Origin of the sequence: Acidovorax sp. ST3 (genome assembly GCF_003231145.1) — a bacterium.
Taxonomy (GTDB): domain Bacteria; phylum Pseudomonadota; class Gammaproteobacteria; order Burkholderiales; family Burkholderiaceae_C; genus Acidovorax.
The window spans coordinates 414,814-438,896 of sequence record NZ_QKVP01000005.1; the positions used below are offsets into that span (position 1 = coordinate 414,814).

The 24,083-nt window shown below is 62.9% G+C and carries 26 protein-coding genes; 18 read left to right on the plus strand and 8 right to left on the minus strand.

The features are described from left to right. Positions 1 to 82: 82 nt before the first annotated feature. A complete protein-coding gene (locus DNK89_RS18105; protein WP_110961211.1) occupies positions 83 to 976 on the minus strand; it encodes a LysR family transcriptional regulator in 894 nt (297 codons plus the stop codon). Between the two features lie 105 nt (positions 977 to 1,081). On the opposite strand from DNK89_RS18105, the gene DNK89_RS18110 reads away from it, so the two are divergent. From DNK89_RS18110 to DNK89_RS18120, 3 genes are read left to right on the plus strand one after another with little or no spacing between them, the layout of a single operon-like run. Further along, complete coding sequence (locus DNK89_RS18110; protein ID WP_110961212.1) at positions 1,082 to 2,446, plus strand: acyclic terpene utilization AtuA family protein; 1,365 nt, start codon at positions 1,082 to 1,084, stop codon at positions 2,444 to 2,446. Positions 2,447 to 2,460: 14 nt separating this feature from the next. After that, positions 2,461 to 2,823, plus strand: a complete 363-nt coding sequence (locus tag DNK89_RS18115) for a hypothetical protein (protein ID WP_110961213.1) — start codon at positions 2,461 to 2,463, stop codon at positions 2,821 to 2,823. Positions 2,824 to 2,865: 42 nt separating this feature from the next. Next, positions 2,866 to 3,858, plus strand: coding sequence for a tripartite tricarboxylate transporter substrate binding protein (locus DNK89_RS18120; protein ID WP_110961214.1), 993 nt, complete (start codon positions 2,866 to 2,868; stop codon positions 3,856 to 3,858). A 167-nt stretch (positions 3,859 to 4,025) separates the two neighbouring features. Here the strand turns inward: DNK89_RS18120 and DNK89_RS18125 are convergent, their stop codons facing one another. Beyond that, positions 4,026 to 4,919 (minus strand): LysR family transcriptional regulator, encoded by an 894-nt coding sequence (locus DNK89_RS18125; protein ID WP_110961215.1) that lies wholly within the window; start codon positions 4,917 to 4,919, stop codon positions 4,026 to 4,028. Between the two features lie 136 nt (positions 4,920 to 5,055). Here DNK89_RS18125 and DNK89_RS18130 point away from each other — a divergent pair, with 136 nt between their 5' ends. The 3 genes from DNK89_RS18130 to DNK89_RS18140 are packed head-to-tail and all read left to right on the plus strand — an operon-like array spanning position 5,056 to position 6,961. Beyond that, entirely contained in the window at positions 5,056 to 5,922 is an 867-nt protein-coding gene (locus tag DNK89_RS18130; RefSeq protein ID WP_110961216.1) for an MBL fold metallo-hydrolase, read from the plus strand. A 49-nt stretch (positions 5,923 to 5,971) separates the two neighbouring features. Next, positions 5,972 to 6,301, plus strand: a complete 330-nt coding sequence (locus DNK89_RS18135; protein ID WP_238990862.1) for a hypothetical protein — start codon at positions 5,972 to 5,974, stop codon at positions 6,299 to 6,301. Between the two features lie 3 nt (positions 6,302 to 6,304). Next, a complete protein-coding gene (locus DNK89_RS18140) occupies positions 6,305 to 6,961 on the plus strand; it encodes a DsbA family protein (protein ID WP_110961217.1) in 657 nt (218 codons plus the stop codon). Between the two features lie 78 nt (positions 6,962 to 7,039). Here the strand turns inward: DNK89_RS18140 and DNK89_RS18145 are convergent, their stop codons facing one another. From DNK89_RS18145 to DNK89_RS18155, 3 genes are all read right to left on the minus strand, one after another. Next, on the minus strand, positions 7,040 to 7,606 hold the full coding sequence (locus DNK89_RS18145; RefSeq protein WP_238990863.1) for an ATP-binding protein: 567 nt from the start codon (positions 7,604 to 7,606) through the stop codon (positions 7,040 to 7,042). Between the two features lie 237 nt (positions 7,607 to 7,843). Continuing rightward, positions 7,844 to 8,803 carry an NAD(P)/FAD-dependent oxidoreductase gene (locus DNK89_RS18150; RefSeq protein ID WP_238990864.1) on the minus strand — a complete coding sequence of 320 codons (960 nt, stop codon included), beginning with the start codon at positions 8,801 to 8,803 and terminating at the stop codon, positions 7,844 to 7,846. After that, a complete protein-coding gene (locus DNK89_RS18155; protein ID WP_110961220.1) occupies positions 8,766 to 9,254 on the minus strand; it encodes an Rrf2 family transcriptional regulator in 489 nt (162 codons plus the stop codon). Before DNK89_RS18155 ends, DNK89_RS18150 begins: the two co-directional genes overlap by 38 nt. A 191-nt stretch (positions 9,255 to 9,445) precedes the next feature. On the opposite strand from DNK89_RS18155, the gene DNK89_RS18160 reads away from it, so the two are divergent. Next, positions 9,446 to 10,171, plus strand: a complete 726-nt coding sequence (locus DNK89_RS18160) for a class I SAM-dependent methyltransferase (protein ID WP_110961340.1) — start codon at positions 9,446 to 9,448, stop codon at positions 10,169 to 10,171. Between the two features lie 23 nt (positions 10,172 to 10,194). Beyond that, a complete protein-coding gene (locus tag DNK89_RS18165; RefSeq protein ID WP_110961221.1) occupies positions 10,195 to 10,476 on the plus strand; it encodes a cupin domain-containing protein in 282 nt (93 codons plus the stop codon). Between the two features lie 155 nt (positions 10,477 to 10,631). Here the strand turns inward: DNK89_RS18165 and DNK89_RS24300 are convergent, their stop codons facing one another. Genes DNK89_RS24300 through DNK89_RS18170 form a run of 3 tightly spaced genes read right to left on the minus strand, consistent with a single transcriptional unit; the run spans position 10,632 to position 12,681 of the window. Continuing rightward, positions 10,632 to 11,348 (minus strand): hypothetical protein, encoded by a 717-nt coding sequence (locus tag DNK89_RS24300; RefSeq protein ID WP_153064295.1) that lies wholly within the window; start codon positions 11,346 to 11,348, stop codon positions 10,632 to 10,634. Beyond that, positions 11,345 to 11,809: a hypothetical protein gene (locus DNK89_RS24305; protein WP_153064296.1), complete on the minus strand. Its 465-nt coding sequence runs from the start codon at positions 11,807 to 11,809 to the stop codon at positions 11,345 to 11,347. The genes DNK89_RS24300 and DNK89_RS24305 overlap by 4 nt, the downstream gene beginning before the upstream one ends. Further along, positions 11,806 to 12,681: a ParA family protein gene (locus tag DNK89_RS18170; protein ID WP_161958950.1), complete on the minus strand. Its 876-nt coding sequence runs from the start codon at positions 12,679 to 12,681 to the stop codon at positions 11,806 to 11,808. The genes DNK89_RS24305 and DNK89_RS18170 overlap by 4 nt, the downstream gene beginning before the upstream one ends. Before the next feature lie 328 nt (positions 12,682 to 13,009). Between DNK89_RS18170 and DNK89_RS18175 the strand changes: the two genes are divergently transcribed. The 10 genes from DNK89_RS18175 (at position 13,010) to DNK89_RS18220 (ending at position 24,080) form a co-directional block, all read left to right on the plus strand. Beyond that, on the plus strand, positions 13,010 to 14,248 hold the full coding sequence (locus DNK89_RS18175) for an ROK family transcriptional regulator (RefSeq protein ID WP_370220934.1): 1,239 nt from the start codon (positions 13,010 to 13,012) through the stop codon (positions 14,246 to 14,248). Beyond that, positions 14,245 to 15,735 (plus strand): sugar ABC transporter ATP-binding protein, encoded by a 1,491-nt coding sequence (locus tag DNK89_RS18180; protein WP_110961223.1) that lies wholly within the window; start codon positions 14,245 to 14,247, stop codon positions 15,733 to 15,735. The genes DNK89_RS18175 and DNK89_RS18180 overlap by 4 nt, the downstream gene beginning before the upstream one ends. Further along, positions 15,716 to 16,771 (plus strand): ABC transporter permease, encoded by a 1,056-nt coding sequence (locus DNK89_RS18185; protein WP_203422361.1) that lies wholly within the window; start codon positions 15,716 to 15,718, stop codon positions 16,769 to 16,771. Before DNK89_RS18180 ends, DNK89_RS18185 begins: the two co-directional genes overlap by 20 nt. Positions 16,772 to 16,865: 94 nt before the next feature. Then, positions 16,866 to 17,843: a substrate-binding domain-containing protein gene (locus DNK89_RS18190; RefSeq protein WP_110961224.1), complete on the plus strand. Its 978-nt coding sequence runs from the start codon at positions 16,866 to 16,868 to the stop codon at positions 17,841 to 17,843. A 115-nt stretch (positions 17,844 to 17,958) separates the two neighbouring features. Continuing rightward, the gene (locus DNK89_RS18195) at positions 17,959 to 18,969 is read left to right on the plus strand and encodes a sugar phosphate isomerase/epimerase (RefSeq protein ID WP_110961343.1); all 1,011 of its coding nucleotides are present in this window, start codon (positions 17,959 to 17,961) and stop codon (positions 18,967 to 18,969) included. Between the two features lie 61 nt (positions 18,970 to 19,030). Beyond that, entirely contained in the window at positions 19,031 to 20,194 is a 1,164-nt protein-coding gene (locus DNK89_RS18200; RefSeq protein WP_110961225.1) for a Gfo/Idh/MocA family protein, read from the plus strand. A gap of 678 nt (positions 20,195 to 20,872) precedes the next feature. After that, a complete protein-coding gene (locus DNK89_RS18205; protein WP_110961226.1) occupies positions 20,873 to 21,730 on the plus strand; it encodes a type II secretion system protein in 858 nt (285 codons plus the stop codon). 22 nt (positions 21,731 to 21,752) lie between these two features. Further along, positions 21,753 to 22,586 (plus strand): type II secretion system protein, encoded by an 834-nt coding sequence (locus tag DNK89_RS18210; protein WP_110961227.1) that lies wholly within the window; start codon positions 21,753 to 21,755, stop codon positions 22,584 to 22,586. 63 nt (positions 22,587 to 22,649) lie between these two features. After that, positions 22,650 to 23,576 carry a type II secretion system protein gene (locus DNK89_RS18215; RefSeq protein ID WP_110961228.1) on the plus strand — a complete coding sequence of 309 codons (927 nt, stop codon included), beginning with the start codon at positions 22,650 to 22,652 and terminating at the stop codon, positions 23,574 to 23,576. Beyond that, positions 23,577 to 24,080 carry a hypothetical protein gene (locus DNK89_RS18220; protein WP_110961229.1) on the plus strand — a complete coding sequence of 168 codons (504 nt, stop codon included), beginning with the start codon at positions 23,577 to 23,579 and terminating at the stop codon, positions 24,078 to 24,080. Positions 24,081 to 24,083: the final 3 nt, after the last annotated feature.

Here is a 24,083-nt window from a genome sequence, read left to right on the forward strand (position 1 = left end):
AAAATTTTGATTCGGATAACCGCTAGGCGCTTATCCAATATGCCCTTCCAGCTATTGAATAGATAGCGAATGGCCGTCTGTCTCAAGGCCGCTGCGCCATCACCAGCGCATACAGCGCCTGCGCCGCCACCGACAGGCTCTCGTCCCGCCGCCGTACCAGATAGATCTGTCGCGTCAGCCCCGGCAGCGACAGCGGCCGTGTGACCAGCCCCGGCTGGTCAAAGTGGAACAGCGTGAGCGCCGGTACCACGCTGATGCCCAGCCCCGCGCGCACCATGCCCATCACGGTGGCGAGCTGCTCCACCTCCATCAGCGTGTGCATGGCCTGCGGGTGCAGGGCGGCCTCCAGGTACTGGCGCACGCTGCTGGTGCGCGCCAGGTGGATGAAGGGCCAGGCGGCCAGGTCCTGCGCGGTGATGGCCTTGCGCCTGCGCGCCAGCGGGTGGTCGGCTGGGCACACCAGATAGAAGTTGTCGCTGCAAAACGGCTCGGCTTGCAGCGCGGGCGTGTCGGCGCGGATGGCGGCCAGTGCAAGGTCGGCATGGCCGCTGGCCACGCGGTCGATGCAGGGCTCGGACAGCACATCGGCAATGTCGATCTCGATGCCCGGGTGCGCCGTGCGGTACTGCGCCAGCACACCGGGCAGCCAGCCCGCCGCCAGTGACGGCAGCAGCGCCACGGCCACACGCCCGCGCTGCAGTGTGGCGGCACTGCGCACGGCGGCCAGGGCGCTGGTGATTTCGGCACGGATGCGGCGGGCCGACTCCAGAAAGTTCTGCCCCTCGGGCGTGAGGTCCACATGCCGCGTGCTGCGGTCGAACAGGCGCAGGCCCAGGTCGTCCTCCAGCGCGCGGATGAGGGCGCTGAACGCGGGCTGCGACAGGTGGCACAACGTGGCGGCGCGCGTGAAGCTGCGCTGCTCGGCCAGCGCGAGGAAGGCATCGAGCTGGCGGCTGGAGAGGTGGGGGGCGCTCATGCGGGGCTGGTGTGATTCATCTGTTTTTCAGATGGATTCATCGTAACAATCGATTTCAAAGAATACCGCAGCCTGCCTACAGTGGGCGCAGGAGACAACGATTCCATGGCGAACAACGCTGACAAAAAACTGCTGGTGGGCTGCGCCGCCGGCTTTTCGGGCGACCGCACTGACGCGGCCCTGCCTGTGGTGCAGGCGCTCATCGCCAGCGGCCAGCCTGCGGTGCTCATCTTCGAGACCCTGGCCGAGCGCACGCTGGCCCTGGCCCAGCTGGCGCGCCGCACTGACCTCGATGCTGGATATGAGCCGCTGCTGGTGGACCTGCTGCGCCCCGTACTGGCGCAGTGCCTGGCGCACGGTGTGCGCATCGTCAGCAACTTTGGCGCGGCCAACCCGCACGGTGCCGCGCGCCGCATCCACTCGCTGGCGGCCGAGCTGGGCCTGGCCCGTCCGCGCATTGCCGTGCTGCAGGGCGACGACCTGAGCGGCCCCGAACACCGCGCGCTGCTGCAGGGCGCGCTGGGCAGCGCCATGCCCGCCGAGCCCATCGTCAGCGCCAACGCCTACATCGGCGCACAGGCGATTGCCGACGCGCTGCGCGCAGGCGCCGATATCGTGGTGTGTGGCCGTGTGGCCGACCCCTCGCTGGTGCTGGGCCCCGCGCTGGCGCACTACGGGTGGGCATTGGACGACTGGGACCGGCTGGCCCGCGCCACCATGGCCGGGCATCTGCTGGAATGCGGCGCCCAGGTTACGGGCGGCTACTTTGCCGACCCTGGCTACAAGGATGTGACGGGCCTGGCGCAACTGGGCTACCCCATCGCCGAGATCGACGCCGACGGCCACTGCACCATCACCAAGCCACCCGGCACGGGCGGCTGCATCACCGAGCGCACGGTAAAGGAACAACTGCTTTACGAGCTGCACGACCCGGCGGCCTACCTCACGCCCGATGTGGTGGCCGACATCACCACCGCCCGCGTGATCGCGGTGGGCGCTGACGCGGTGCGGCTGGAGGGCGTGCAGGGCCACGCGCGGCCCGCCACGCTCAAGGTCAACGTGTGTTTTGAATCGGGCTGGTTTGCCGAGGGCGAAATCTCCTACGCCGGCCCGCGCGCTGAGGCCCGTGCCCGACTGGCGGGCGAGGTGCTGCGCGAGCGCTTGCACGGCCTGGGCCCGTTGCGCATCGACCTGATTGGCGTGACCAGCATCTTTGGCGACGACACCAGCCGCTGGCTGGATGCCCCCCACAACGATGGCAATGACGCCCGTGACGTGCGCCTGCGTGTGGCCCTGCAGCACCGCGACCACGCCAGCGCCCAGCGCTTGGTGCGCGAGGTGACCGCTCTCTACACCTGTGGCCCCGCAGGCGGCGGCGGCGTGCGCACTGCCATGCGGCCGCGCCTGGGCACGGTGTCGTGCCTGGTGCCGCGCGATGCGGTGGCCGTGCGTTTTGAGATGGTGGATTGAGGAGGACACACACCATGACAACCACTATCACCGTCCCTCTCTACCGCCTGGCCCACAGCCGCACCGGCGACAAAGGCAACCGCTCCAACATCAGCGTCATCGCCTGGCATCCCGCGCTGTGGGATGTGCTGGTCGAACAAGTCACCGAGGCCGCCGTGGCACAGCAGTTTGCGCAGCGCCGCCCGCGCCAGGTCACGCGCTACCTGCTGCCCCAGTTGCAGGCCATGAACATCGTGCTGGACGATGTGCTCGACGGCGGCGTGAACGACTCGCTCAACCTCGACAGCCATGGCAAGGCGCTGAGCTACCTGCTGCTCGATATGCCTGTCACCGTGCCCGCACACCTGGCAACGCACTTTGGCGGCCCTTCCGTGTAGCACCGTTTTTCTTTTCTATCCATACCAACACCAGGAGACAACATGACCCCTTCATCCCCCCGCCGCGCTCTGCTCGCCACTGCCGCCGCACTGGCGCTGGGCGCATTGCACGCCCCAGCAGCCTTGGCCCAGGCGGCCGGTGCCTACCCGGCCAAGGCCATCACCTTTGTCGTGCCCTTTGCCGCAGGCAGCGCCACCGACCAGCTGGCGCGCGCGCTGGGCCAGTCCATCACCAACGACACCAAGCAGCCCGTGGTCATCGACAACAAGGCGGGCGCCAGCGGCATGATCGCCGCGTCGGCCGTGGCCAAGGCTGCGGCTGATGGCTACAGCGTGCTCATCACCACCAACACCACACACGCCGCCAACGAGCACCTGTACAAAAAGCTCTCGTACGACCCGGTGAAGGACTTTGCACCCGTCACCGGCCTGGGCAAGGGCGGGCAGGTGCTCGTGGTCAACGCCAGCGCGCCGTACAAGAACGTGGGCGAGCTGCTGGCTTTTGCCAAGAAGAACCCCGGCAAGCTCAGCTTTGGCAGCGGCAGCTCATCGAGCCGCATGGCGGGCGAGATGCTCAAGCAGCTGGCGGGCGTGGACATCCTGCATGTGCCCTACAAGAGCAACCCGCTGGCCATCACCGACCTGCTGGGCGGGCAGATCGATTTGATGATCACCGACACCTCCACCGGCGTGCCGCAGGTCAAGGCGGGCAAGCTGCGTGCGCTGGGCTACTCCACGCAAAAGCGCAGCACTCAGCTGCCCGACGTGCCCACCATCGACGAAGCCGGTGTGAAGGGCTACGACATGGGCTACTGGTTTGCGGCCTACGTGCCGGCCAACACTCCCGCACCGGTGGTGGCGCGCCTGAACGAGCTGCTGACCGCCGCCACCAAGAGCGCTGCGGCCAAGAGCTTCTATTACAACGCCGGCTCCGAAGCCTGGACCACCATGCCCGATGAACTCGCCAAGTTCCAGGCCGCCGAAACCCAGAAGTGGGGCAAGGTGATCAAGGCCGCTGGTATCGAGGCGGAGTGAGCTGCGGGCCCAACACCAGTGGGGGCAACTCCTGTTGAACCGGGCCGTGTTCTTACTTTTGCCAGGGGTGGGGGAGATTTCTAGCCAAAATGGCCGGATGCGCTAGAACAACATGCCTGAGTAGCTATCAAAAGCGTAGTGACTGTGTGTGGCCTGGCCAGCCACCTTCACCAAGGCACCCCCGCAAACCGCGCCACCAAAAAATCCAGCAAGGCCCGCACCGCAGGCGACAAGTGCCTGCGCGACGGGTACAGCGCATAGATCGTCATCACCGGCAAGTCCCACTGTGGCAGCACGGCCTGCAGCTCGCCGCTGTTCAGGTAGGGGTTGACCAGATAGGTTGGCTGCATCGCAATGCCGCCGCCTGCCAGCGCTGCGCGCATCAGCGTGGTGGCCTCGTTGGCGCTGAAATGGCCGCTCACGCCCACGCGTTCCACCACCTCGCCCTGCGTCAGCTGCCACACGCTTTTGCCAAAGTTGGCATAGCTCAGGCACCGGTGCTGCGCCAGGTCGGCGGGTTGCTGCGGCACGCCGTGCGTGGCCAGGTAGGCGGGTGATGCCACCAGCGCCGAATCACACCGCGCCAGCGGCCGGCCGATGAGCAGCGGGTCGGGCTCGGCGCTGATGCGGATGGCCAGGTCGATGCGCTTTTCGACAAGGTTCAGCGAGCCCTCGCTCGCGTCCAGGTCGATCTTGAGTTGCGGGTGTTGCGCCAGAAAGTCTGCAATCGCCGCGCCCATCTGCGCAAACGCAAATGACACGCTGCAGGTCAGCCGCAGCTGGCCGCGCAATGCGCCCTCGGTGGTCGTGGCTGTTTCTTCTTCGAGGTCTTGCGACAGCGCCAGCATCTGCTGGCAGCGGCGCAGCGCATGTTCGCCCGCGTCGGTCAGCGTCACGCTGCGGGTGGTGCGCTGCAGCAGCCGCGCCTGCAGCCACTGCTCCATCTCGCCCACGTAGCGCGTGACCATGGCACGCGACATCTCCAGTTTGTCGGCCGTGGCGCTGAAGCTGCCGCTGGTGGCGACTTCGGCAAACACATGCATGGCGGTCAGGCGGTCCATAACGTGAAAGTTTTGGGGTTATTTGATCGATTGGTGAAACAAATATGCACGAATTATCGGGTTTATTGGATCGATTGGCGCAAATAAACTTCATTTCGTCATCGAACCAACTGCTCAAAGCACCGGAGAAACCACCATGTTCCGCACCACCCTCATCGCCACCAATCTTGCCGTTGCCTTCACAGGCGCCCAGGCCGCCCAGCCGCTGCAGGTCAAGGTCTACAACGCCGACGGCAACAGCTTCAACGTCAACTCCACGCTGGTCTATGGCGAGAAAGAAGCCATGGTGATCGACGCAGGCTTCACCCGTGCCGATGCGCTGCGCATTGCCGCCAACGTGCTCGACACCGGCAAAGAGCTCAAGACCATCTACGTGAGCCAGGCCGACCCTGACTACTACTTTGGCGTCGAGACGCTGAAAGAAATTTTCACCAAAGCCGACGTGGTGACCACGCCCGCCGTGCTGGAGAAGATCAACGCCAAGCTGGCTGGCAAGCTCGCCTTCTGGGGCCCCAAGATGGGCGCCAACGCACCGCGCACGCCCGTGCTACCCAAGGCGATTGCCGGCAACACGCTGAGCGTGGACGGCCAGACGGTGGAGATCCGTGGCACCACTGGCCCGCTGGCGCACCGCCCGTATGCATGGATCCCGTCCATCAAGGCCATCGTGGGCAACATTGGCGTGGTGGGCACCAACACCCATGTGTGGACGGCCGACACGCAAACCGTGGCCGAGCGCAGCGCCTGGGTGGCCCAGCTCGACGAAATGGCCGCCCTGCAGCCCACCGTGGTGGTGCCCGGCCACATGCCCGCCGGTGGCGCGCTGGATGCCGCCAACATCAGCTACACCAAGGGCTACCTGCAAGCGTTTGAGAAGAACGCCGCCGCCACCAAGACCAGCGCCGAACTCATCGACGCGATGAAGAAGGCCTACCCCGCAGCGCCCATGGGCCTGTCGCTGGACATCGGCGCCAAGGTGAACAAGGGCGAGATGAAGTGGTGAGATGACGTGCTGAAAGCTGTCAAAGCAAGTTGTTGAAAGGAACCAGACCGTGACCACGCACCCGCTCCAACAAGTCCTGCAGCACCTGCACGCCGGGCGCTGGAATGCGGCGCACGATCTGGTGCAGCACGACGGCTCCATGCTCGGCGCCTGGCTGCACGGCATCCTGCACCTGCAAGAGGGCGACCTGGAAGACGCCGAAAACTGGTACGACCGCGCCGCCCGTCATTTCCGCAGCCGGGGCACGCTGGCCGAAGAAATCGCAGCGTTTGAGGCCGCACTGGCCGCACACCTTACCCAGCTTGCCCAGGCTGCACCCGCAGCGGCACCGGCCGCCGCAACACCGCCTGATCCTGAAGATTCTGAAGAGAGACCCTGATCCATGCCCCCCACGCCCACCGTCACCGTGACGTACCTGTTCGACCCCCTGTGCGGCTGGTGCTACGCCGCCGCACCCGTGCTGGCCCGCTTGCAAGCCACGCCCGGCGTGCAGGTGGTGCTGGCACCCACGGGCTTGTTTGCAGGCGCAGGCGCCCGGCCCATGGACGCGCAATTTGCCGCCTACGCATGGGCCAACGACCAGCGCATCGCGCAGCTCACCGGCCAGCCGTTCAGCCCGGCCTATCGCGAGCAGGTGCTGGGCCAGCCGGCTGGGCGTTTTGACTCGGGCCCTGCCACGCTGGCCCTCACCGCCGTGGCGCAGACCGAGCCCGCGCGTGAGCTGGAGGCACTGCACGCCTTCCAACGCGCACGGTATGTGGACGGGCGCGACACCACGGCGCCCACCGTGCTGGCCGATGTGCTGAGCGCCCTGGGCCTGCATGCAGCCGCAGAGTTGGTGCGCGAGCCCACCGATGCCCTGCGCGCCGCCATGCTGCAGCGCGTGGCCGCCGCCCGCGCCGACATGCAAGCCCTGGGAGCACAAGGCGTGCCACAACTGGCAGTCGGCGACGCCGCCACCGGCCGCCGCCGTGTGCTGGGCAGCCAGGCCCTGCACGGCAACTTCGACGCATTGCTGCAGCAGGTGGCCCAGGCCTGAGCGCCGCGGTTGGCACGGCGCGGCCCGGGCTGCACCGTTGCCCGCACTGCAAATCGCAGCCAGGCCTGCGCCATGTCTTCAAGCCCCGTGGTCCGCCACGGGCACCCACACCACGGTGTGGTTCGCGCACTCCACTTCGTCCGGTGGCTGCCACAGGTCACTGGCCAGCTCAAAGATGTGCGGCGGCACCACCATCGAAAACGTTGCGCCCTGTTCAGCATTGCGCCGCAACACACGCGCGCGCCGCACCTCGCGCGGGGCGTCCAGCACATACACCACCATGGCATCGGCCCATGGCCCCATGCGGGCGTAAAACGCATCGCGCTGGTGCTGCTGGATCAGGCCCACCTCCAGCACCACATCGCCACCCGCGTTCAGCACGGCCTCGGCCGTCTTCCAGATCTGCGCCAAGCAACGCAGCGTGCGTGGCACATACCAGGCCATGGCGTCTGCCGCATCGGGCCGGTCGGCCGAAAACAGTGTGGCCATCCAGTCGTCCAGGTTCAGCGGCACGGCGCTGTGCAGCTGCACCAGCTGGCGCACAAAGGTGGACTTGCCCGCACCCACGGGCCCGATGACCAGATGGATGCGCGGGGAGGGGGCGGTGGCACCTGCGGGGGCCGTGTGTGTGGAAGTGGCGTGCATCAAAAAGAGCTCCAGAAATGCAAAAAGCCCTCTCTGCAAGCAGGGAGAGCCTTCAATGCGATGGACCAAAAAGAAAAGCCCTCAACGGTGGTGGAGGGCTTTGCGGATCGCTCAGGCCCCAAGGGGCCGGACGCGATAGGGCAGTGTAGGTGCCCGCTGCGGGCTGCGTCAACCGTTGGTCCGTGTGCCCTGTGTTGAGTCCCCCAGTCGCACCCTGCGCGCACCCGGAAAGCTGGGTCACGCCCCAAACACGAGCGCCTGGTGCGCCCCCACGCCCGCCAGCACGCCTTCGGCCGATGCCAGCGTGGCGTTGTGCCGCATCAGCGTCAGGTCGCCAGCGGCATACACGCCGGGCACCATGGTCATCTTGTTCGCGTCGGTGCGGAGGTACGGGCCCATAGGCCCATCGTCGAACGCGCAGCCCAGTTGCTCGGCCAGCGGGCTGGCGGGGCGGGTGGTGGCTGCCACATACAGCGCATCCAGCGGTACCACGCGCGCATCACCGCCACCGGTGGCCTGCAGGCGCACACCCTGCAGCACCTGGCCCGGGCCTTCCAGCGCGGCGATGGGCGCGGGCTCGATGGTGATGCCCAGCGCCAGCAGCCGCTCGCGCTCGGCGGTCTCCAGCGTGGTGTCGCCGTTCAGGAAGAGGGTGGTCGGGCCCCAGTCGGCAATCAGCTGCGCATGCATGGCCGAGCCTGTCGAGTGGTACAGCACGCCCAGCCGCTGGCCCGCAAATTCATACCCATGGCAATACGGGCAGTGCAGCACCGATGCGCCCCAGCGCTTGCGCAGGCCTGCAATCTCGGGCAAGCCATCCTGCACGCCAAACGCCAGCACCAGCTTGTGCGCCTCCATGTGCGTGCCATCGTCCAGCACCACTTCAAACCCGTTCTCTGGTGACCCGGCGCGTTGCTGCGCCCTGGCCGACACCACCGTGCCCTGCACAAAAACCACCGTGGGATAGGCCGCCAGCTTGCGCCGCGCCTGCTGGATCATCGCCAGCGGCGGCTCGCCGTCTTGCCCGAAGAAGCCGTGCGACGCTGCCGCAAACCGGTTGCGCGGCTGGCCTGCGTCCACCACGCACACTCGCCGCCGGGCTCGCGCCAGCTGCATTGCGGCCGACAGGCCGGCAAAGCTGCCGCCTATCACGATCACCTCATACGCCTGGGTGGTTGTCATTGCTGCTGTCGCCATGCTCAATCTCCTTGTGACCGTGGCACCCGGCCACCATGCGTTCATGAAACTCGGCCGACAGCTGCGCCAGCGTCACCGCACCCAGCCGCGCCAGCAGCGCCTCTTCGGCCGCCTGGTAGGCGTCGGTCAGCGCGCGGTTCACTGCTTGTTCGACGACGCAGCCGGGGCTCTCCACGCGGTTGCCCACCGCCAGCAGCGTGGGCGCGCCCAGCGCCTCGTAGATGTCGCGCAGCGTGATATCGGTGAGCGGGCACGACAGCACCCACCCCCCGCCATGCCCCTTGGCCGATGTGACAAAGCCCGCGTAGCGCAGCCCCGCCATCAGGCGGCGCACCACCACCGGGTTGGTCTGCATGGCCTGCGCCATCGCCTCAGACGTGGCGGGCCCCTCCATCTCTGCCATGTGCAGCAGCGCGTGGAGAACATTGGAAAGTCGGCTATCTCGTTTCATGCAACATTAAAAGTTGCGTGATGGTAGCATGTGCTGAAAAGCCGCGCTTGGCGTACAGGTTGCTATTAATTGAGTAGCTGCTACCGCATATTGCATAGCGCTTGCTGCCTATTTGATTCAAAACATGCGTCCATGGGCGCCACGCCCCAGTGGGGCTCGCCCGCCAGTACCACCGTCACACCGCCCACACCATGCCCCATTCCAACACCCCATCTGCCTTCACCGACCCCGCCGCCGTCGCCCGCTATGCCGAAGGCCCGCGCCGCAACGTACCCGGCTACGACAGCCTGCTGCGCATGTCGCGCATCCTGCTGGCCGAGCGCGTGCCCGACCATGGCCGCGTGCTGGTGGTGGGCGCTGGCGGCGGGCTCGAGCTGGAAGACATGGCGCTGGCGCACCCCGGCTGGCGCTTCGACGGCGTGGACCCGAGCCAGCCCATGCTGGACTTGGCGGCGCAGCGGTTGCAAAGTGCTGGCGTGTCAGACAACCGCGTGGCGCTGCACTGCGGCTATGTGCAAAGCGCACCGGATGGGCCGTTTGACGGCGCTACGTGTCTGCTGACTTTTCACTTTGTGCCGCGCGAGGAGCGCGTGCCCATGCTGGTGGAGATCCTGCGGCGGCTCAAGCCCGGGGCGCCGCTGGTGGTGGCGCATCTGAGCGTGGCGGATGGTGCTGGCCCCGGTGGCGATGGCGGGGCAGGGGAGCGCGACCTATGGCTGTCACGCTACGCCGCGTTTCAGGTGGCGTCCGGCGTGTCGCCGGAGCATGCGGCCAGGGCGCGGTACAAGGTGGCTGCAGAGCTGGCAGTACTGACGCCGGAGGAGGATGAGGCTGTTTTGCGCGAGGCGGGGTTTGGCGATGTGCGGATGTTTTACATGGGCTTTGCGTTCAGGGGTTGGGTGGCATCGGCCTTGTAGCGGCTGCTGAACGAAAGGGGATCGTGGCCCAGGCGCTGGAGCGTGCGGGCTTGGCGGATTGGATTCCCGAAGGCGAAGGCAAGTGGTCCCTGCCCATCCAGTTCTTGCCCGACGATGCCGGTTGGGTGGAACTGATGCGCCTGTCGCCCGGAACGCGGCTGGGCCTGCACCGGCACACGGGCGAAGTGCACGCCCTGACGCTGGCAGGCGAGCGCCGCTTGAACGACGGCCGCGTGGTACGGCCGGGCGACTACATTCATGAGCCCGCTGGGAATGTGGACTGGGGGGAGGGCACGGGTACCTAGCCGCTGCCGGTATATGTGGTGTTAAGGGCCGCGTGGGATACGTGGCCGCTTGATCTTTGTCAGAGAAGCGCGGAAAGCTCTGCCCCGCTGGGCAGGCTGTGCAAGCACTTGGCCAGCTTTTATATAAACATAACGGCTGTCTCACCAACACAGGATCAAACAAAAAACTCCTTTCGTTGCGCCGGAGTTATGAACCTTTCTTCGATGGATGTTTTCAATGGTTGAGGTAGCGCGTGCCAGGCATCTGCATATACGCAAATCAGAATGTCATTGAGATATTCTGCGACCTCATACACTGCCGCAGCGCAATCAATGCATTGGTCTGCATTTTTAACCAATTCATGCAATTCGCCTAAAGCGGGTAAAACATGTTCGCTTTGTAGATGAATGTGTGCGGATAGAAGCTTATACGGATCTTCTTCTTTGCGTTTTTTAATTTGGCTTAGTATTCCCCAGCGTTTCCCAAATTTTTGATAATGAGTGCCTATGTAGGTAATGAGCTCGGTTTTTAGTTTGAATCCATTTCCTGTCGCGTTGACATGTTCCCATTCCACGGCGTGATCTTTGAAATAAAGCCATGAAAGAATTAAGTCTATTTCGCAGCGAAGTGCTAGGATGGATGGACGCATTAACCCTAAAGCCAAGCAAGCGTCTACCTCCCGAAGAGAGCTTTTGGCGGATAGCAAAAGGCAGTCGGCGGATTGTGTTAGGCAATATTTTTCTAGATAATCAAGCCAATGCAAAAGTAGCAATGCATTTTTCTCAACAAGAATTGAGATTCTCTCCCCCGAGGTTGCGGAAAATGCACTTACCGCATCCGCGAGCTTAATAATTTCAGCCTGATGTGAAAGTGGCACAGAGGGCGGCGTCATTTCAATCGCCAATCTGAAGGTCTGGTGTGCACATATTTGTTACGGATGACTGTTGCAATATGTAGTAGTTCGCTCTCGGTGACTTGGAAAAGCAGACGATTAATCCATGCTTCAAATCCCTTTTTGGAATCTCGCGGAATTTCAATCCACGGAACACGAGATTTTATTTCTTGTGCTAAGAGTTCCATTGCAAAAGTCTTAGGTAGACGGGCTTCATCGATTAGTAGGCTACTGATTTTTTTGGGAACATTCGATGTGGCACTAAGGTGCAATGGTGCGTCTTCTAATTCGGGGGAATTTTCGGGAAATTCTTCAATTAATTTTTTTGCAAATTTTACTGCGTTAACAAATTGATGAGTTTCGACATTTTTTAATTGCAGTGCAAGCGCTTCGATTTCTTTTGTTGAAAGATTTGTTGCTGCCAAAAGCATATATAGGCGCTTGAGTAAATTAGCGTTCATAGTCCAAGAGCCTTTCCAAGTTCATCCACGATTTTTGTGATTTGCGGGGTGACGCGCCAACTTTGTTTTTTATCGGTGGCAAAACCGGTATAGCCCTGCGAGGCCTCAAGAAGCTTCGAAACTTGCAGCGTTGCTGCCATGGTGGCCGCTCCAAATTTTGGATCGCTTCGAAGGGTATTCTCGACGATTGGATCATAGCCGTGAGTTTTTACCCCATTTAGCAGTACGATCAGTTTTGGTTTGGGGTTTATTGCTGGCAAATCCGATATAAATTGATCTAATAGTTTAAGTCCAAGTAACGAGTATCTGTCCGGTCTTACAGGTACAAGCACATGCGTAGCCGCCTCTAATGCGCAGGTTGTCATGAAAGAACTGCTGGGGTTGCAGTCGATACAAACCACATCCTTTTCCTGCCTTGCATTGCTTACAAATTGCATGAACCTTTGCTTCGCCGAGTCGAGCACTTTTGGATCAGTTATCAATGCGTATTTGACAATGTCAAAATCGCCAGGCACGAAAGAAAGATTAATACTTGTGTTATTGGATATTTGCCGTAATTTCACCGCAACATCGTCAAGTTTTGGAATGATCTCTTTGCTTGCGCTGGTTTTGAAAATTGATGGAGAAGAATGATCTTCCATTACGGATAGAACAGTCTTTTTTGCAGCTTTTAACTTTTCGTAGTCTGCTTGTGTTGTTATTGTCTGAGTGAGGTTGAATTGTGGATCAAAATCAAGCAAGACCGTAGATTTCAGCAAGTGTCGATACAAGTGACGAAAGACATGCGCAGAAATGGTCGTTTTTCCGACCCCTCCCTTCATGTTGAGTACGGACACCACCACTCCACTCTTCTTAACAGCTGACTTCGTCATTGCATTCCTCTCCTTTTTGCAGAAAACACCGTCGCACAACGAAAGCCTATGTTGGCGGCGTTTCCAATGGGCGTTGCTAATGGTAGTAGTGTGACTCATAGGAGCGAGGCAATGTCAACGAACCTTCAATAGGTACAAGTCCGGCGTTCGACAGCTGAAGTGATACGTGTGAACGTGGGGTAAGACATCGCGCGCGCCAATGCATGAATTTGTTTCGCCGAAAATTGGTCAAAGTTCAGTCTTGCCCGGCCAAAGTAGACCGCATAGCATCCCTGTCAAGCACCCACCCCCATGAGGTGCTGCACAAAAACATGACAGGAGACAAGCCTTGCCATCCACCCGCTGGAGTCACTGCGGCACCGAAGACCTGGACGTCTTGCAGACCATCTTCTGGTCTGCCGGCGCGTCGCGCAATGCGCTGGCGCAGCGCCTGGCCTATTCCAAGAGCAAGGCCAACGCCATGGTGGCGGCGTTGCTGGATGAAGGCCTGCTCGACGAGGTGGGCCTGCAGGAATCCTCCGGCGGCCGGCGAGCCGAAACCCTGCGTTTGAGCGAAACACTGGGCGTGGTGATTGGCGCCGACCTGGGTGCGACCAGCATGCAGGTCGCAGTGATGCGCCCCGACATGACGGTGCTGGCGCGGCACCGCGAGCCGATTGATGTGCGCCAGGGGCCGGGCGTGATCCTGGCGCGGGTGCGGGGGCTGATGCGCGAGTTGCTGGCGCGTTGCGGGCTGGCGCCCAACCAGGTGATTGCCATTGGCATGGGCGTGCCGGGGCCGGTGGATTTTGAAAGCGGGCAGCTCGTCAACCCGCCGCTGATGCCCGACTGGGACGGCTTTTCCATCCGCGACTACCTGCGCGAGGCGTTTGCCGCGCCGGTGTTTGTGGACAACGACGTGAACTTGATGGCGCTGGGCGAGATGTACCGGCTGCAGCGCAATCTGCCCAACTTTCTGGTCATCAAGGTGGGCACGGGTATTGGCTGCGGCATCGTGTGCCACGGACAGGTGTACCGGGGCGCCAATGGCTCGGCGGGCGATGTGGGCCACATCTGTGTGGACCAGCACGGCCCGCGCTGCCACTGCGGCAACCAGGGCTGTGTGGAGGCCATGGCCGCAGCGCCCGCCATGGCACGCATGGCCACCGAGGCCGCGCAGCGTGGCGAAAGCGCGCTGCTGGCCGAGCGGCTGCAAAGCACGGGCACGCTGACCATTGAAGACGTGGCCCAGGCCAGCCGGGCGGGCGATGTGGCGGCCAACGCCATCATCCAGCGCGCGGGCAGCCTGGTGGGGCAGATGCTGGCGTCCATCGTCAACTTCTTCAACCCGTCGCATGTGTTCATTGCGGGGCGGGTGACGGACATGGGGCCGCTGTTCCTGGCGTCGGTGCGGCAAAGCGTGTACCACCGGTCGCTGGCGCTTTCTACGCGGCATCTGGAGATTCAATACGCGCCGCTGGCCGACGATGCCGGTGTGGTGGGCGCGGGCGTGCTGGCGATGCAGGAGAGCCTGTCGCGCGCGGGCTCGGTGACGGGTGCGGGCGTTGGTGTGGGGGCGGTGCGATGAGCGTAGCCATCGAGTTCCGCAACGTCACCAAAGAGTTTGGCCCCGTGCGCGTGCTGCACGGCGTGGGCTTTGCGCTGCAGCCGGGCCGGGTGTACGGCCTGCTGGGCGAGAACGGCGCGGGCAAGTCCACGCTGATGAAGATTCTGGCGGGGTACGAGAGCCCCACCACCGGTGAGGTGGTGGTGGACGGCGCGGTGCGCGCCCCGGGTGGCGGCTCGCGCGCGGCCGAGGCGCAGGGCATTGTGCTCATCCACCAGGAGTTCAACCTGGCGGACGACCTGACGATTGCGCAGAACATCTTTTTGGGCCATGAGATCAAGAGGGGCCCCTTCCTCGACGACAAGGCGATGCGCGAGAAGACGCGCGCTGCTTTGGCACAGGTGGGTTTGCCGCTGGACCCCGACACGCGGGTGCGCAAGCTCATCGTGGCCGAAAAGCAGCTGGTGGAGATTGCCCGCGCGCTGGCCCGCAATGCGCGCCTGCTCATCATGGACGAGCCCACCGCTACGCTGACCCCGGGCGAGACGGAGCGCCTGTTTGCGCTGATGGCCGGGCTCAAGGCCGCGGGCGTGACCATCATCTACATATCGCACAAGCTCGACGAGGTGGAGCGCACCACCGACGAGGTGGTGGTGATGCGCGACGGCCTGCTGGTGGCGCGCGAGCCCACGGCCAGCGTGACGCGGCGGCAGATGGCCAACCTGATGGTGGGCCGCGAGCTGGCGGATTTGTTCCCGCCCAAGCTGCCTGCGCCTGCGGGTGGAGAGCCCGCCATTAAGGTGCGCGGCCTCACGGTGCCGGGCTGGGCCGAGGACGTGAGTTTTGACGTGCGGCGCGGCGAGATTCTGGGCTTTGCCGGGCTGGTGGGCGCTGGCCGCACGGAGTTGTTCGAAGGCCTGCTGGGCCTGCGCCCGCGCTCGGCCGGCACGGTGGAGCTGGCGGGCAAGCCGGTGAATTTGAAAAGCCCGCGCGATGCGGCGCGCCACGGCCTCACGTATTTGAGCGAAGACCGCAAGGGCAAGGGCCTGCACGTGCACTTCAGCCTGCGGCCCAACCTGACGCTGATGGCGCTGGAGCGCTATGCCAAGCCCTGGCTCGACCCGGCGGCCGAGCAGGCTGCGCTGCGCGATGCGGTGCAGGAGTTCGGCATCCGCACCGGGTCGCTCGATGTGCGCGCGTCGTCGCTGTCGGGCGGCAACCAGCAAAAGCTGGCGCTGGCCAAGGTGCTGCACCCCGGCCCCAGCGTGGTGGTGTTGGACGAGCCCACGCGCGGCGTGGACGTGGGCGCCAAGCGCGAGATTTATCACCTGGTGCAGCGCCTGGCAGAGCAGGGGCTGGCGGTGATCGTGATTTCTTCCGAACTGATGGAGCTGATCGGCCTGTGCCACCGCGTGGCGGTGATGCGGGCAGGGCGGCTGCAGACCACGCTGCAAGAACCCCATTTGACCGAAGAGGAGTTGATAGCCCATGCCACAGGTACCCGCTGAAAACGCATCCACCGCAGCGGTTGCCGCAGCACCCGCACCACCCGTGGTACCCGGTGCAGGCCGCCACGGCGGTGCCACGGCCTGGTGGGGCAAGCTGCACGGGCTGGGCCCGGTCATCGGGCTGGTGCTGCTGTGCATTGCGGGCACGCTGCTCAATAGCAATTTCGCCACCTACGACAACGTGATGAACGTGCTCACGCGCACGGCCTTCATCGGCATCATCGCGGTGGGCATGTGCTTTGTGATCATCTCGGGCGGCATCGATTTGTCGGTGGGGTCGATGGCGGCGCTGATTGCGGGCTCGGTCATCCTGTTCATGAACGCCATGGCGCCCGTGCTGGGCTCGCCCATGGCGGCCGTGGTGGTGGGCATGCTGCTGGCGGTGGTGCTGGGCGCGGTGTTCGGGCTGGTGCACGGCCTGCTCATCACCAAGGGGCGCATCGAGCCCTTCATCGTGACGCTGGGCACGCTGGGCATCTTCCGTGCGTACCTCACGTACTTCTCCAACGGCGGGGCCATCACGCTGGAGAACGATCTGTCGGACATCTACAGCCCCGTGTACTACGCCAACCTGCTGGGTGTGCCCATCCCCGTGTGGATCTTTCTGCTGGTGGCTGTCATCGGCGGCGTGATCCTGAACCGCACGGCCTATGGACGCTATGTGCAGGCCATCGGCTCTAACGAGCAGGTGGCGCAGTACGCGGCGGTGGATGTGCACAAGATCAAGATCCTCACTTACATGCTGCTCGGCGTGTGCGTGGGCATCGCCACGCTGCTGTACGTGCCGCGCCTGGGGTCCGCATCGCCCACCACGGGGCTGCTGTGGGAGCTGGAGGCGATCGCTGCGGTGATCGTGGGCGGCACGGTGTTGAAGGGCGGGGCGGGCAGCATCACCGGCACGGTGGTGGGCGCCATCCTGCTCTCGGTCATCAGCAACATCCTCAACCTCACCAGCATCATCAGTGTGTACCTGAATGCAGCGGTGCAGGGCTTTGTGATCATTGCCGTCGCCTTCATGCAAAGGGGCAAGCGGTGATGGATCTTCGGTTTTCTCGGTAAGTCGTTTGACTTTCGTGTTCCCCAGCCGGCCAGCTTCCATGGCCATATTCCAAAGCAACAGGAGACAACGCATGAACAGCCAACTTTCTTTCACCCGCCGCCTGGCCCTCTCGGCCGTGGGCGCCGCCGCCTTGGCATTGGCCGCCCCCGCCATGGCGCAGGCCAACAAAACGGTGGTGGGCGTGGCCATTCCGTCGGCCACGCACGGCTTCACGGGCGGCATCGTGTACTGGGCCAACCAGGCCAAGAAGGACCTGGAGAAGGCCCACCCCGGCCTGCAGGTGATCGTCAAGACGGCAGGTGGCGCGCCCGAGCAGGCCAACCAATTGCAAGACCTGGTGACGGTGAACAAGATCAATGCGCTGGTGATCTTCCCGTTCGAATCCGCCGCGCTGACCAAGCCCGTAGCCCAGGTCAAGGCCAAGGGCGTGTACGTGACGGTGGTGGACCGGGGCCTGACCGACACCAGCGCGCAGGACGCATATGTGGCCGGTGACAACACGGCGTTTGGCAAGATTCCGGCCGAGTACATCGCCAAGGCGCTGGGCGGTAAGGGCAACGTGGTGGCCATGCGCGGCATTGCGACCACGCTGGACAACGAGCGCATGGACGCGTTCAACAGCGTGCTGAAGAACCACCCCGGCATCAAGCTGCTGGATGCCAAATACGCCAACTGGAACCGCGACGACGCCTTCAAGGTGATGCAGGACTACCTGACCCGCTTCCCACAGATCGACGCGGTGTGGGCCGCCGATGACGACATGGCCGTGGGCGTGCTCAAGGCCATCGAGCAGGCCAAGCGCAAGGACATCAAGCTGGTGTTTGGCGGCGCAGGTGCCAAGGGCATGATCAAGACGCTGATGGACGGCAGCAACCCGCTCATCCAGGCCAATGTGTCGTACAGCCCCAAGTTCATCTACGACTCGATCAAGCTCACGGCCGAGGCGCGTATCAAGGGCGAGAAGCTGCCCGCCAATACCATCATTCCGTCGGTGCTGATCACCAAGGAAACGGCGAAGGACTTCTACTTCCCGGACTCTCCATTCTGATGGTTTTTCTGAACCAAATAGGCAGCTAGCGCCTATTCATAAAGCGCAAGCAGCTATTGAAAAGATAGCTGCTTGCCGCTTGTACATCCGCAACCACACGCCCCTTGGAGCCGCCATGCCAAGACCCGTCACCCTCTTCACCGGCCAGTGGGCCGACCTGCCTTTGGCGCAACTCGCGCCCCTGGCCAAAAGCATGGGCTACGACGGCCTGGAGCTGGCCTGCTGGGGCGACCATTTCAACGTGCAGGAGGCGCTGTCGTCGCCCCAGTACGTCAAGGACAAACATGCACTGCTGGCCCAGCACGGCCTGCAGTGTTTTGCCATCGGCAACCACCTGGTGGGGCAGGCCGTGTGCGATTTGATCGACGAGCGCCACCAATCCATCCTGCCGCCCCATGTGTGGGGCGATGGCGAGCCCGAAGGCGTGCGCCAGCGCGCGGCGGCCGAGCTGGCCAACACGGCGCGTGCTGCCGCGAAGTTTGGTGTGAAGACGGTGACGGGCTTCACCGGCTCGTCGGTGTGGCATTCGATCTATGCCTTCCCGCCCACCACGCAGGAATACTGGGACAAGGGCTTTGCCGATTTTGCGAAGCGCTTTGGCCCCATCCTGGATGTGTTCGAGCAGCACGACATCAACTTTGCACTCGAAGTGCACCCCACCGAGATCGCTTTTGACATCGCCTCGGCCGAGCGCGCGATTGCGGCGGTGGGCGGCAACAAGCGCTTTGGCTTCAACTACGACCCGAGCCACCTGGCCTACCAGGGCGTGGACTACATCAAGTTCATCCGCCAGTTTGGCCATCGCATCTACAACGCCCACATGAAGGACGTGTGGTGGGGCAAGGGCGACGGCACCGTGGGCGTGTTTGGCGGGCACACCAGCTTTGGCGATGCGCGGCGCCACTGGGACTTTCGCAGCGTGGGGCGCGGGATGATCGATTTCGAATCCCTCATCGTTGCGCTGAACGACATCGGCTACCAGGGCCCTCTCTCGGTGGAGTGGGAAGACAGCCGCATGGACCGCGTGCACGGCGCCACCGAGAGTGCTGCGTTCTGCAAGCGGCTGGATTTCAAGCCCGCCGCCGGTGCGTTCGACGCCGTGTTTGCGCGCGACAAGCAGGCCTAGCCGCTGCCCAGTTTTCAAACCCATAACAACAAACAACACACCGCGAGCAAAGGCGTTTCGTATGTCCAGTCCCCAAAAGCTCCGCTACGCCATGGTGGGCGGCGGCCATGGCGCCTTCATCGGCGCGGTGCACCGCAAGGCGATGGCGCTCGACGGCCAGTTTGAACTGGTGGCGGGTGCGCTCTCGTCATCGCCCGAGCGGGCGCGCGCATCCGGCGCCGAGCTGGGCCTGGCGGACGAGCGCAACCACGGCAGCTGGCAGGACCTGCTGGCAGACGAACTGCGCCGCCCGGCGCATGAGCGCATCGACTTGGTAAGCATCGTCACCCCCAACCATGTGCACCACCCAGTGGCGTTGGCGTTTGTGCAGGCGGGCTTCCATGTGGTGTGCGACAAGCCGCTGGTGCACACCCGCGCGCAGGCCGACGAGCTGGTGGCCGCCGTGAATAAGGCGGGCACCGTGTTTGGCGTCACGTACAACTACACCGGCTACCCGATGGTGCGTGAGGCGCGCCACCTGGTGCACAGCGGTGTGCTGGGCCAGCTCCGCAAGATCACCGTCGAATACAACCAGGGCTGGCTGGCCACAGCAGTGGAAGAGGGCGGCGCCAACAAGCAGGCCGACTGGCGGCTGGACCCGGCGCGCAGCGGCAGCGCAGGAACCCTGGGGGACATCGGATCACACGCCGAAAACCTGGCCGCCACCGTCACCGGCCAGCACCCCGCCTGGGTGTGTGCCGACCTCACCACCTTTGGCGCCGGGCGGCGGCTGGACGACGACGCCCAGCTGCTGCTGCGCTACGACAGCGGCGCACGCGGCTTCATCGTGGCATCGCAAGTGGCAGCGGGGCTGGAGAACGACCTGCGCCTGCAGGTGTCCGGCACGCTGGGCACCATCACCTGGCGGCAGGAAGAACCCAACCAGCTCATCCACTCCCCCGTGGACGGCCCGCGCCGCATCCTCACGCGCGGCTCACCGTGGCTCAGCCCGGCCGCGCTGCATGCCGGGCGCATTCCAGCGGGCCACCCCGAGGCCTTCATCGAAGCCTTTGCCAACGTCTACCTGGGCGTGGCCGCAGACATCCGCGCACGGCAGGCAGGCACGGCAGCCGACCCGCTGCATGCTGACTACCCGCGTGTTGAGGACGGTGCGCGCGGCGTTCGATTCATCGAACGCGTAGTGGCCTCTGCGGCCAGCGAGCAGAAGTGGACGGCGGTGGGTTGAGCAACGCTGACGTCACACCGCATAGGATCTTCTGCATCTGCGATCAAAGAGATGAAGCAGTGTTGAGAAGGGGCGCAACGCGCATACGCCCCTGGTTTGTTATGCCGGTGGTTTATACCCACACACATGCCTTGCAGCTGCACCCTGCGAGGGTTGGGTAGCCGCGACCATCTCCGCCCCGACCTTTGGCGGGAGGTTCTGCGCTCGCTAAATGTTGCTCACTTTGCGGAGCCTTTCCACCTGCCTGTCCGTGTGAGGTTGGCGCAGACGCCAAGCCTGTTGGCAAGTTCTGAATTCCCTGGATTTTTTGGTCAGGAAAACCCTGAACTTTTCGATAGCTATGAGCTATTGAAAAGTATGACTAATTGTTTGTTTTTGTTGCTGTTGTGTCACTAATACATACGCACTATGGCTATGCGAGGGCACTTGCGCGATGCTTGCGCACCATCTTCTGAAGTTGGTGGTTAGACAAAGAATGGCTGTAAGCCATTGATTCATATCAAAAAAATAGATGGATGGGATGCGGGTCGGATGCCACTAAGCAAGCGTTTCCAGCAGTGCCGCGAGGCGGCTGAAGGATGCGAAACGCGTAGTTCGCTGACGCCAATTTTTAATTGTTTACTTTCGTTACGTTTAGTAATCTCCGCGCTCACTCTTCTTTCAACGCCTGAGGAAATCATGCGATCACTTTTCTCCGTCCTGCCTGCTCGGCGCGCACACTGTTCTCCCGGTTCCCGAGCGACGCAGGGTGGTTTTACCCTGGTGGAATTGGCTGTTGTGTTGGCCGTCATCGGCTTGATCATCGGCGCCGTGGCCATCGGCAAGGATGTGCAGCGCAATGCCGAGTACACGAAGATCAAGAACAAGTTCATTGACCAGTGGGAGCAGGCGTACAACCAGTACTACCAGCGCACCGGCGTGGTGGTGGGCGATAGCCAGACGGCGCCCCGCATCATGGTCAACGGTGCCGCTTATGTGGCGACCGGCAATAACCCGACTTCTGGCGGGAACATGGCAACGCTAGTTGCGGCCGGTGCAGAGCCAGCACCCGTTTGCGCGCGCAATCCGGAAGCTGGTGTTATGCGCTCCAACAACCCATTTACTGCAAATGTCAATGACCTCCGTGCGTACATGACCCGGGCAGGCATTCGCATGCCCCCAGGGCGTGCCGAGGGCCAGGAAGACGTCTACGTCTACACCGATACGAATGGCTCTCCTCAGGAGGTTCAAGTGTGTTTCCAGTGGAACCGCCCTACCTCGCCGGAAGGGGCTGGCAACGTGATGGTCATCTCGGGGCTGACTCCTGATCTCGCTCGAATGCTGGATCAAATGATCGATGGCAAGCCCGATGCGCAAGAAGGCCGTTTCCGATTGAGGGGTGTGGCCAACGGAACGCCCAATGGACCAGGGGTGGAGTGGTCTGCCAATAACACCTACGGGCGTGGAGCGGGTGCTACCACCGCCGCCGGCGCGGGCAACACTCGGGACGAAGAGCAGGTCATCACCCTGACCGCCATCTACAAGATGAACCAGTAATCAGGGCGAGGGATACAACATCATGAAATACGTATTCAAGAACATGACGCTTCGGCCGCGTTCAGTGGGACAGCAGGGTTTTACTTTGGTTGAGCTGGCCGTCGTTCTGGCTGTCATCGGTCTCATCATCGGCGCCGTGGCCATCGGCAAGGATGTGCAGCGCAATGCCGAGTACACCAAGATCAAGAACAAGTTCATTGACCAGTGGGAGCAGGCCTACAACCAGTACTACCAGCGCACTGGCGTGGTACTGGGAGATAGCCAGACAGCGCCCCAGAACATGGTCAACGGCGAGCGATATCTGGCCGGTGGTACACGTTCTGGGCGCAATATGACTGGTGTCACGCCACCAAACGCCATTTGCCGTGCTGCGCGAGGGCAGGGCATGACGCGAGGATTCACCGCTGGTACGGATCCTGACCTGCGTGCCCTGATGACGCGTGCCGGTATCCGCATGCCTCCCGGCCGTGCGGAAGGTCTGGAAGACCGCTATGTCTATCTAGACACCAATGGCAACCCACAAGAAGTCCAGGTGTGCTTCCAGTGGAACGTGCCGCTCGGTAATGGCTCTGCCGCGAATGCAGTGGGTGATGGCATGGGCAACGTAATGGTCATCACCGGCCTGACGCCTGACCTGGCACGCGCGCTGGATCAAATGATCGACGGCAAGCCTGATGAACGCGAAGGCCGTTTCCGTCGCCAGGGCGTGCTGAACAACGCTGGTGGCACCAATCCCAATGCGCCGGGGCAGGAGTGGCAAGCCTCCAACCGTGACCAGATCGGCACGACCAATGATCGTGCTTTTGACGAAGACCAGATCGCCATCGTCACGGCCATCTACCGCATGAATCAGTGATGTGGCGTGAGCCCTTCCACCATTGACTCTTTAAACAACTTATTTCCCTCGTCGGAGGTTTCAATGAAAAAGATGCACTCGTTTCGTGGGCTGGGCCGTAAGGTCCAGCAAGGTTTCACTTTGGTCGAACTGGCCATCGTGCTGGCAGTCATCGGCCTGATCATCGGTGCTGTAGCTATTGCCAAGGATGTTCAGCGCAATGCCGAATATCAGAAGGCCGTCAACAAGTTTGCCTATCAGTGGAAGATGGCCTACGACCAGTACTACCAGCGGACGGGTGTGGTGGTGGGCGACTGCCAGCAAGCGCCGACTTACATGGTGGATGGCACGGAAACTTCGATCAACGGTGGCAATGCCTGTACCCGCGCGGGCTCCATGAATGTTCCAGGCATTCCAGCCAGTTTCACGGACCGCGGCCGCAAAATTTGCTCCGGTCAAGGTTATGCAGCCAACACGGTGGGTGCTGGCGATGCCACGCTAGCCACCGCAAACCTGCGTGAACTGATGACTCGTGCCGGTGTGCGTATGCCCCCTGGCCGCGGTGAAGGTCACGAAGATCGCTTCCTGTACATCGACTCCAATGGCAACCCTGCGGAGCTTCAAGTGTGCTTCCAGTTCAACGATGCTGGCGTTGCCAGCGGCGCAGGGAACGTCATGGTGATTCGCGGCTTGACGCCTGATTTGGCGCGCTTCATGGATCAGGTGATTGATGGCAAGCCGGATTCCCGCGAAGGTCGTTTCCGTATCCAAGGTCGTCCGCAGCAGACTGCAGCCAACCAAGCCAATGCGCCCGGCAATCAGTGGGAAGCCAACAACACGCAGGGCGTTGCCATCAACGTGGGTAGCGGTAACAGCACGCAGATGAACAACAGCGATGCTCGTGCGGCTGTGGACAACACTTCGGGCAGCGCTGCAGGCACTACGACGGGCCGCACGTTTGACGAAGACCAGGTCATCTTGCTGACCGCCCACTGGATCATGGAGCAGTAATTGAACGGCACCCGTACGCTCAAGCTGGCCTGTCTGGCGCTGGCCACTGCCCTGCTGGGCGGTGGAGCCTGGCTGGCGCAACGCGGTCTCAAGCAACTGGCTTGGGAGCGCCAGCAATTCGCGCAGTTGCAGCAGGGGCTCGAAAGCGCCCGCAGTCTTGTGCCTGAAGTGCAGCGGCGCGAGCAACTGGTGCGTTCTATCAAAGACGTTTCGCAACAGGTGGAGCGCATGGGCTTTGACCCGTCGCAGTGGGGCGAACGCCGGCTGCGCCGTGCCGTAGCCCCGGCGACGCGGGTCGAGGCAGCTCAGTTCCTGGGCGAACTGGGTCGGGGCGGAGCAGGGCAGATTTTTGTTGCGGACGTGTTCGAGATCGGCACGGTGTCGCCGGAAGCCAGCCTGTTCCAACCCCCGCTGCCGGGCGACCAAGGGCTTTTGCTGGGCGTCACGGGCACGCTGCACTTTCAGACGGCGTCTGTTTCTTCATCGCCGAAGGTGACTCCATGAGTG

Coding starts and splice junctions, on each gene's coding strand:
- DNK89_RS18150 (WP_238990864.1), bottom strand. CDS start 8,803: ATGGCGACAGCAGCAATGACAACCACCCAGGCGTATGAGGTGATCGTG.
- DNK89_RS18180 (WP_110961223.1), top strand. CDS start 14,245: ATGAGCGTAGCCATCGAGTTCCGCAACGTCACCAAAGAGTTTGGCCCC.
- DNK89_RS18155 (WP_110961220.1), bottom strand. CDS start 9,254: ATGAAACGAGATAGCCGACTTTCCAATGTTCTCCACGCGCTGCTGCAC.
- DNK89_RS18120 (WP_110961214.1), top strand. CDS start 2,866: ATGACCCCTTCATCCCCCCGCCGCGCTCTGCTCGCCACTGCCGCCGCA.
- DNK89_RS18170 (WP_161958950.1), bottom strand. CDS start 12,681: ATGACGAAGTCAGCTGTTAAGAAGAGTGGAGTGGTGGTGTCCGTACTC.
- DNK89_RS18195 (WP_110961343.1), top strand. CDS start 17,959: ATGCCAAGACCCGTCACCCTCTTCACCGGCCAGTGGGCCGACCTGCCT.
- DNK89_RS18125 (WP_110961215.1), bottom strand. CDS start 4,919: ATGGACCGCCTGACCGCCATGCATGTGTTTGCCGAAGTCGCCACCAGC.
- DNK89_RS24300 (WP_153064295.1), bottom strand. CDS start 11,348: ATGACGCCGCCCTCTGTGCCACTTTCACATCAGGCTGAAATTATTAAG.
- DNK89_RS18190 (WP_110961224.1), top strand. CDS start 16,866: ATGAACAGCCAACTTTCTTTCACCCGCCGCCTGGCCCTCTCGGCCGTG.
- DNK89_RS18200 (WP_110961225.1), top strand. CDS start 19,031: ATGTCCAGTCCCCAAAAGCTCCGCTACGCCATGGTGGGCGGCGGCCAT.
- DNK89_RS18145 (WP_238990863.1), bottom strand. CDS start 7,606: ATGCACGCCACTTCCACACACACGGCCCCCGCAGGTGCCACCGCCCCC.
- DNK89_RS18130 (WP_110961216.1), top strand. CDS start 5,056: ATGTTCCGCACCACCCTCATCGCCACCAATCTTGCCGTTGCCTTCACA.
- DNK89_RS18185 (WP_203422361.1), top strand. CDS start 15,716: ATGCCACAGGTACCCGCTGAAAACGCATCCACCGCAGCGGTTGCCGCA.
- DNK89_RS18215 (WP_110961228.1), top strand. CDS start 22,650: ATGAAAAAGATGCACTCGTTTCGTGGGCTGGGCCGTAAGGTCCAGCAA.
- DNK89_RS18115 (WP_110961213.1), top strand. CDS start 2,461: ATGACAACCACTATCACCGTCCCTCTCTACCGCCTGGCCCACAGCCGC.
- DNK89_RS18210 (WP_110961227.1), top strand. CDS start 21,753: ATGAAATACGTATTCAAGAACATGACGCTTCGGCCGCGTTCAGTGGGA.
- DNK89_RS24305 (WP_153064296.1), bottom strand. CDS start 11,809: ATGAACGCTAATTTACTCAAGCGCCTATATATGCTTTTGGCAGCAACA.
- DNK89_RS18160 (WP_110961340.1), top strand. CDS start 9,446: ATGCCCCATTCCAACACCCCATCTGCCTTCACCGACCCCGCCGCCGTC.
- DNK89_RS18140 (WP_110961217.1), top strand. CDS start 6,305: ATGCCCCCCACGCCCACCGTCACCGTGACGTACCTGTTCGACCCCCTG.
- DNK89_RS18105 (WP_110961211.1), bottom strand. CDS start 976: ATGAGCGCCCCCCACCTCTCCAGCCGCCAGCTCGATGCCTTCCTCGCG.
- DNK89_RS18205 (WP_110961226.1), top strand. CDS start 20,873: ATGCGATCACTTTTCTCCGTCCTGCCTGCTCGGCGCGCACACTGTTCT.
- DNK89_RS18110 (WP_110961212.1), top strand. CDS start 1,082: ATGGCGAACAACGCTGACAAAAAACTGCTGGTGGGCTGCGCCGCCGGC.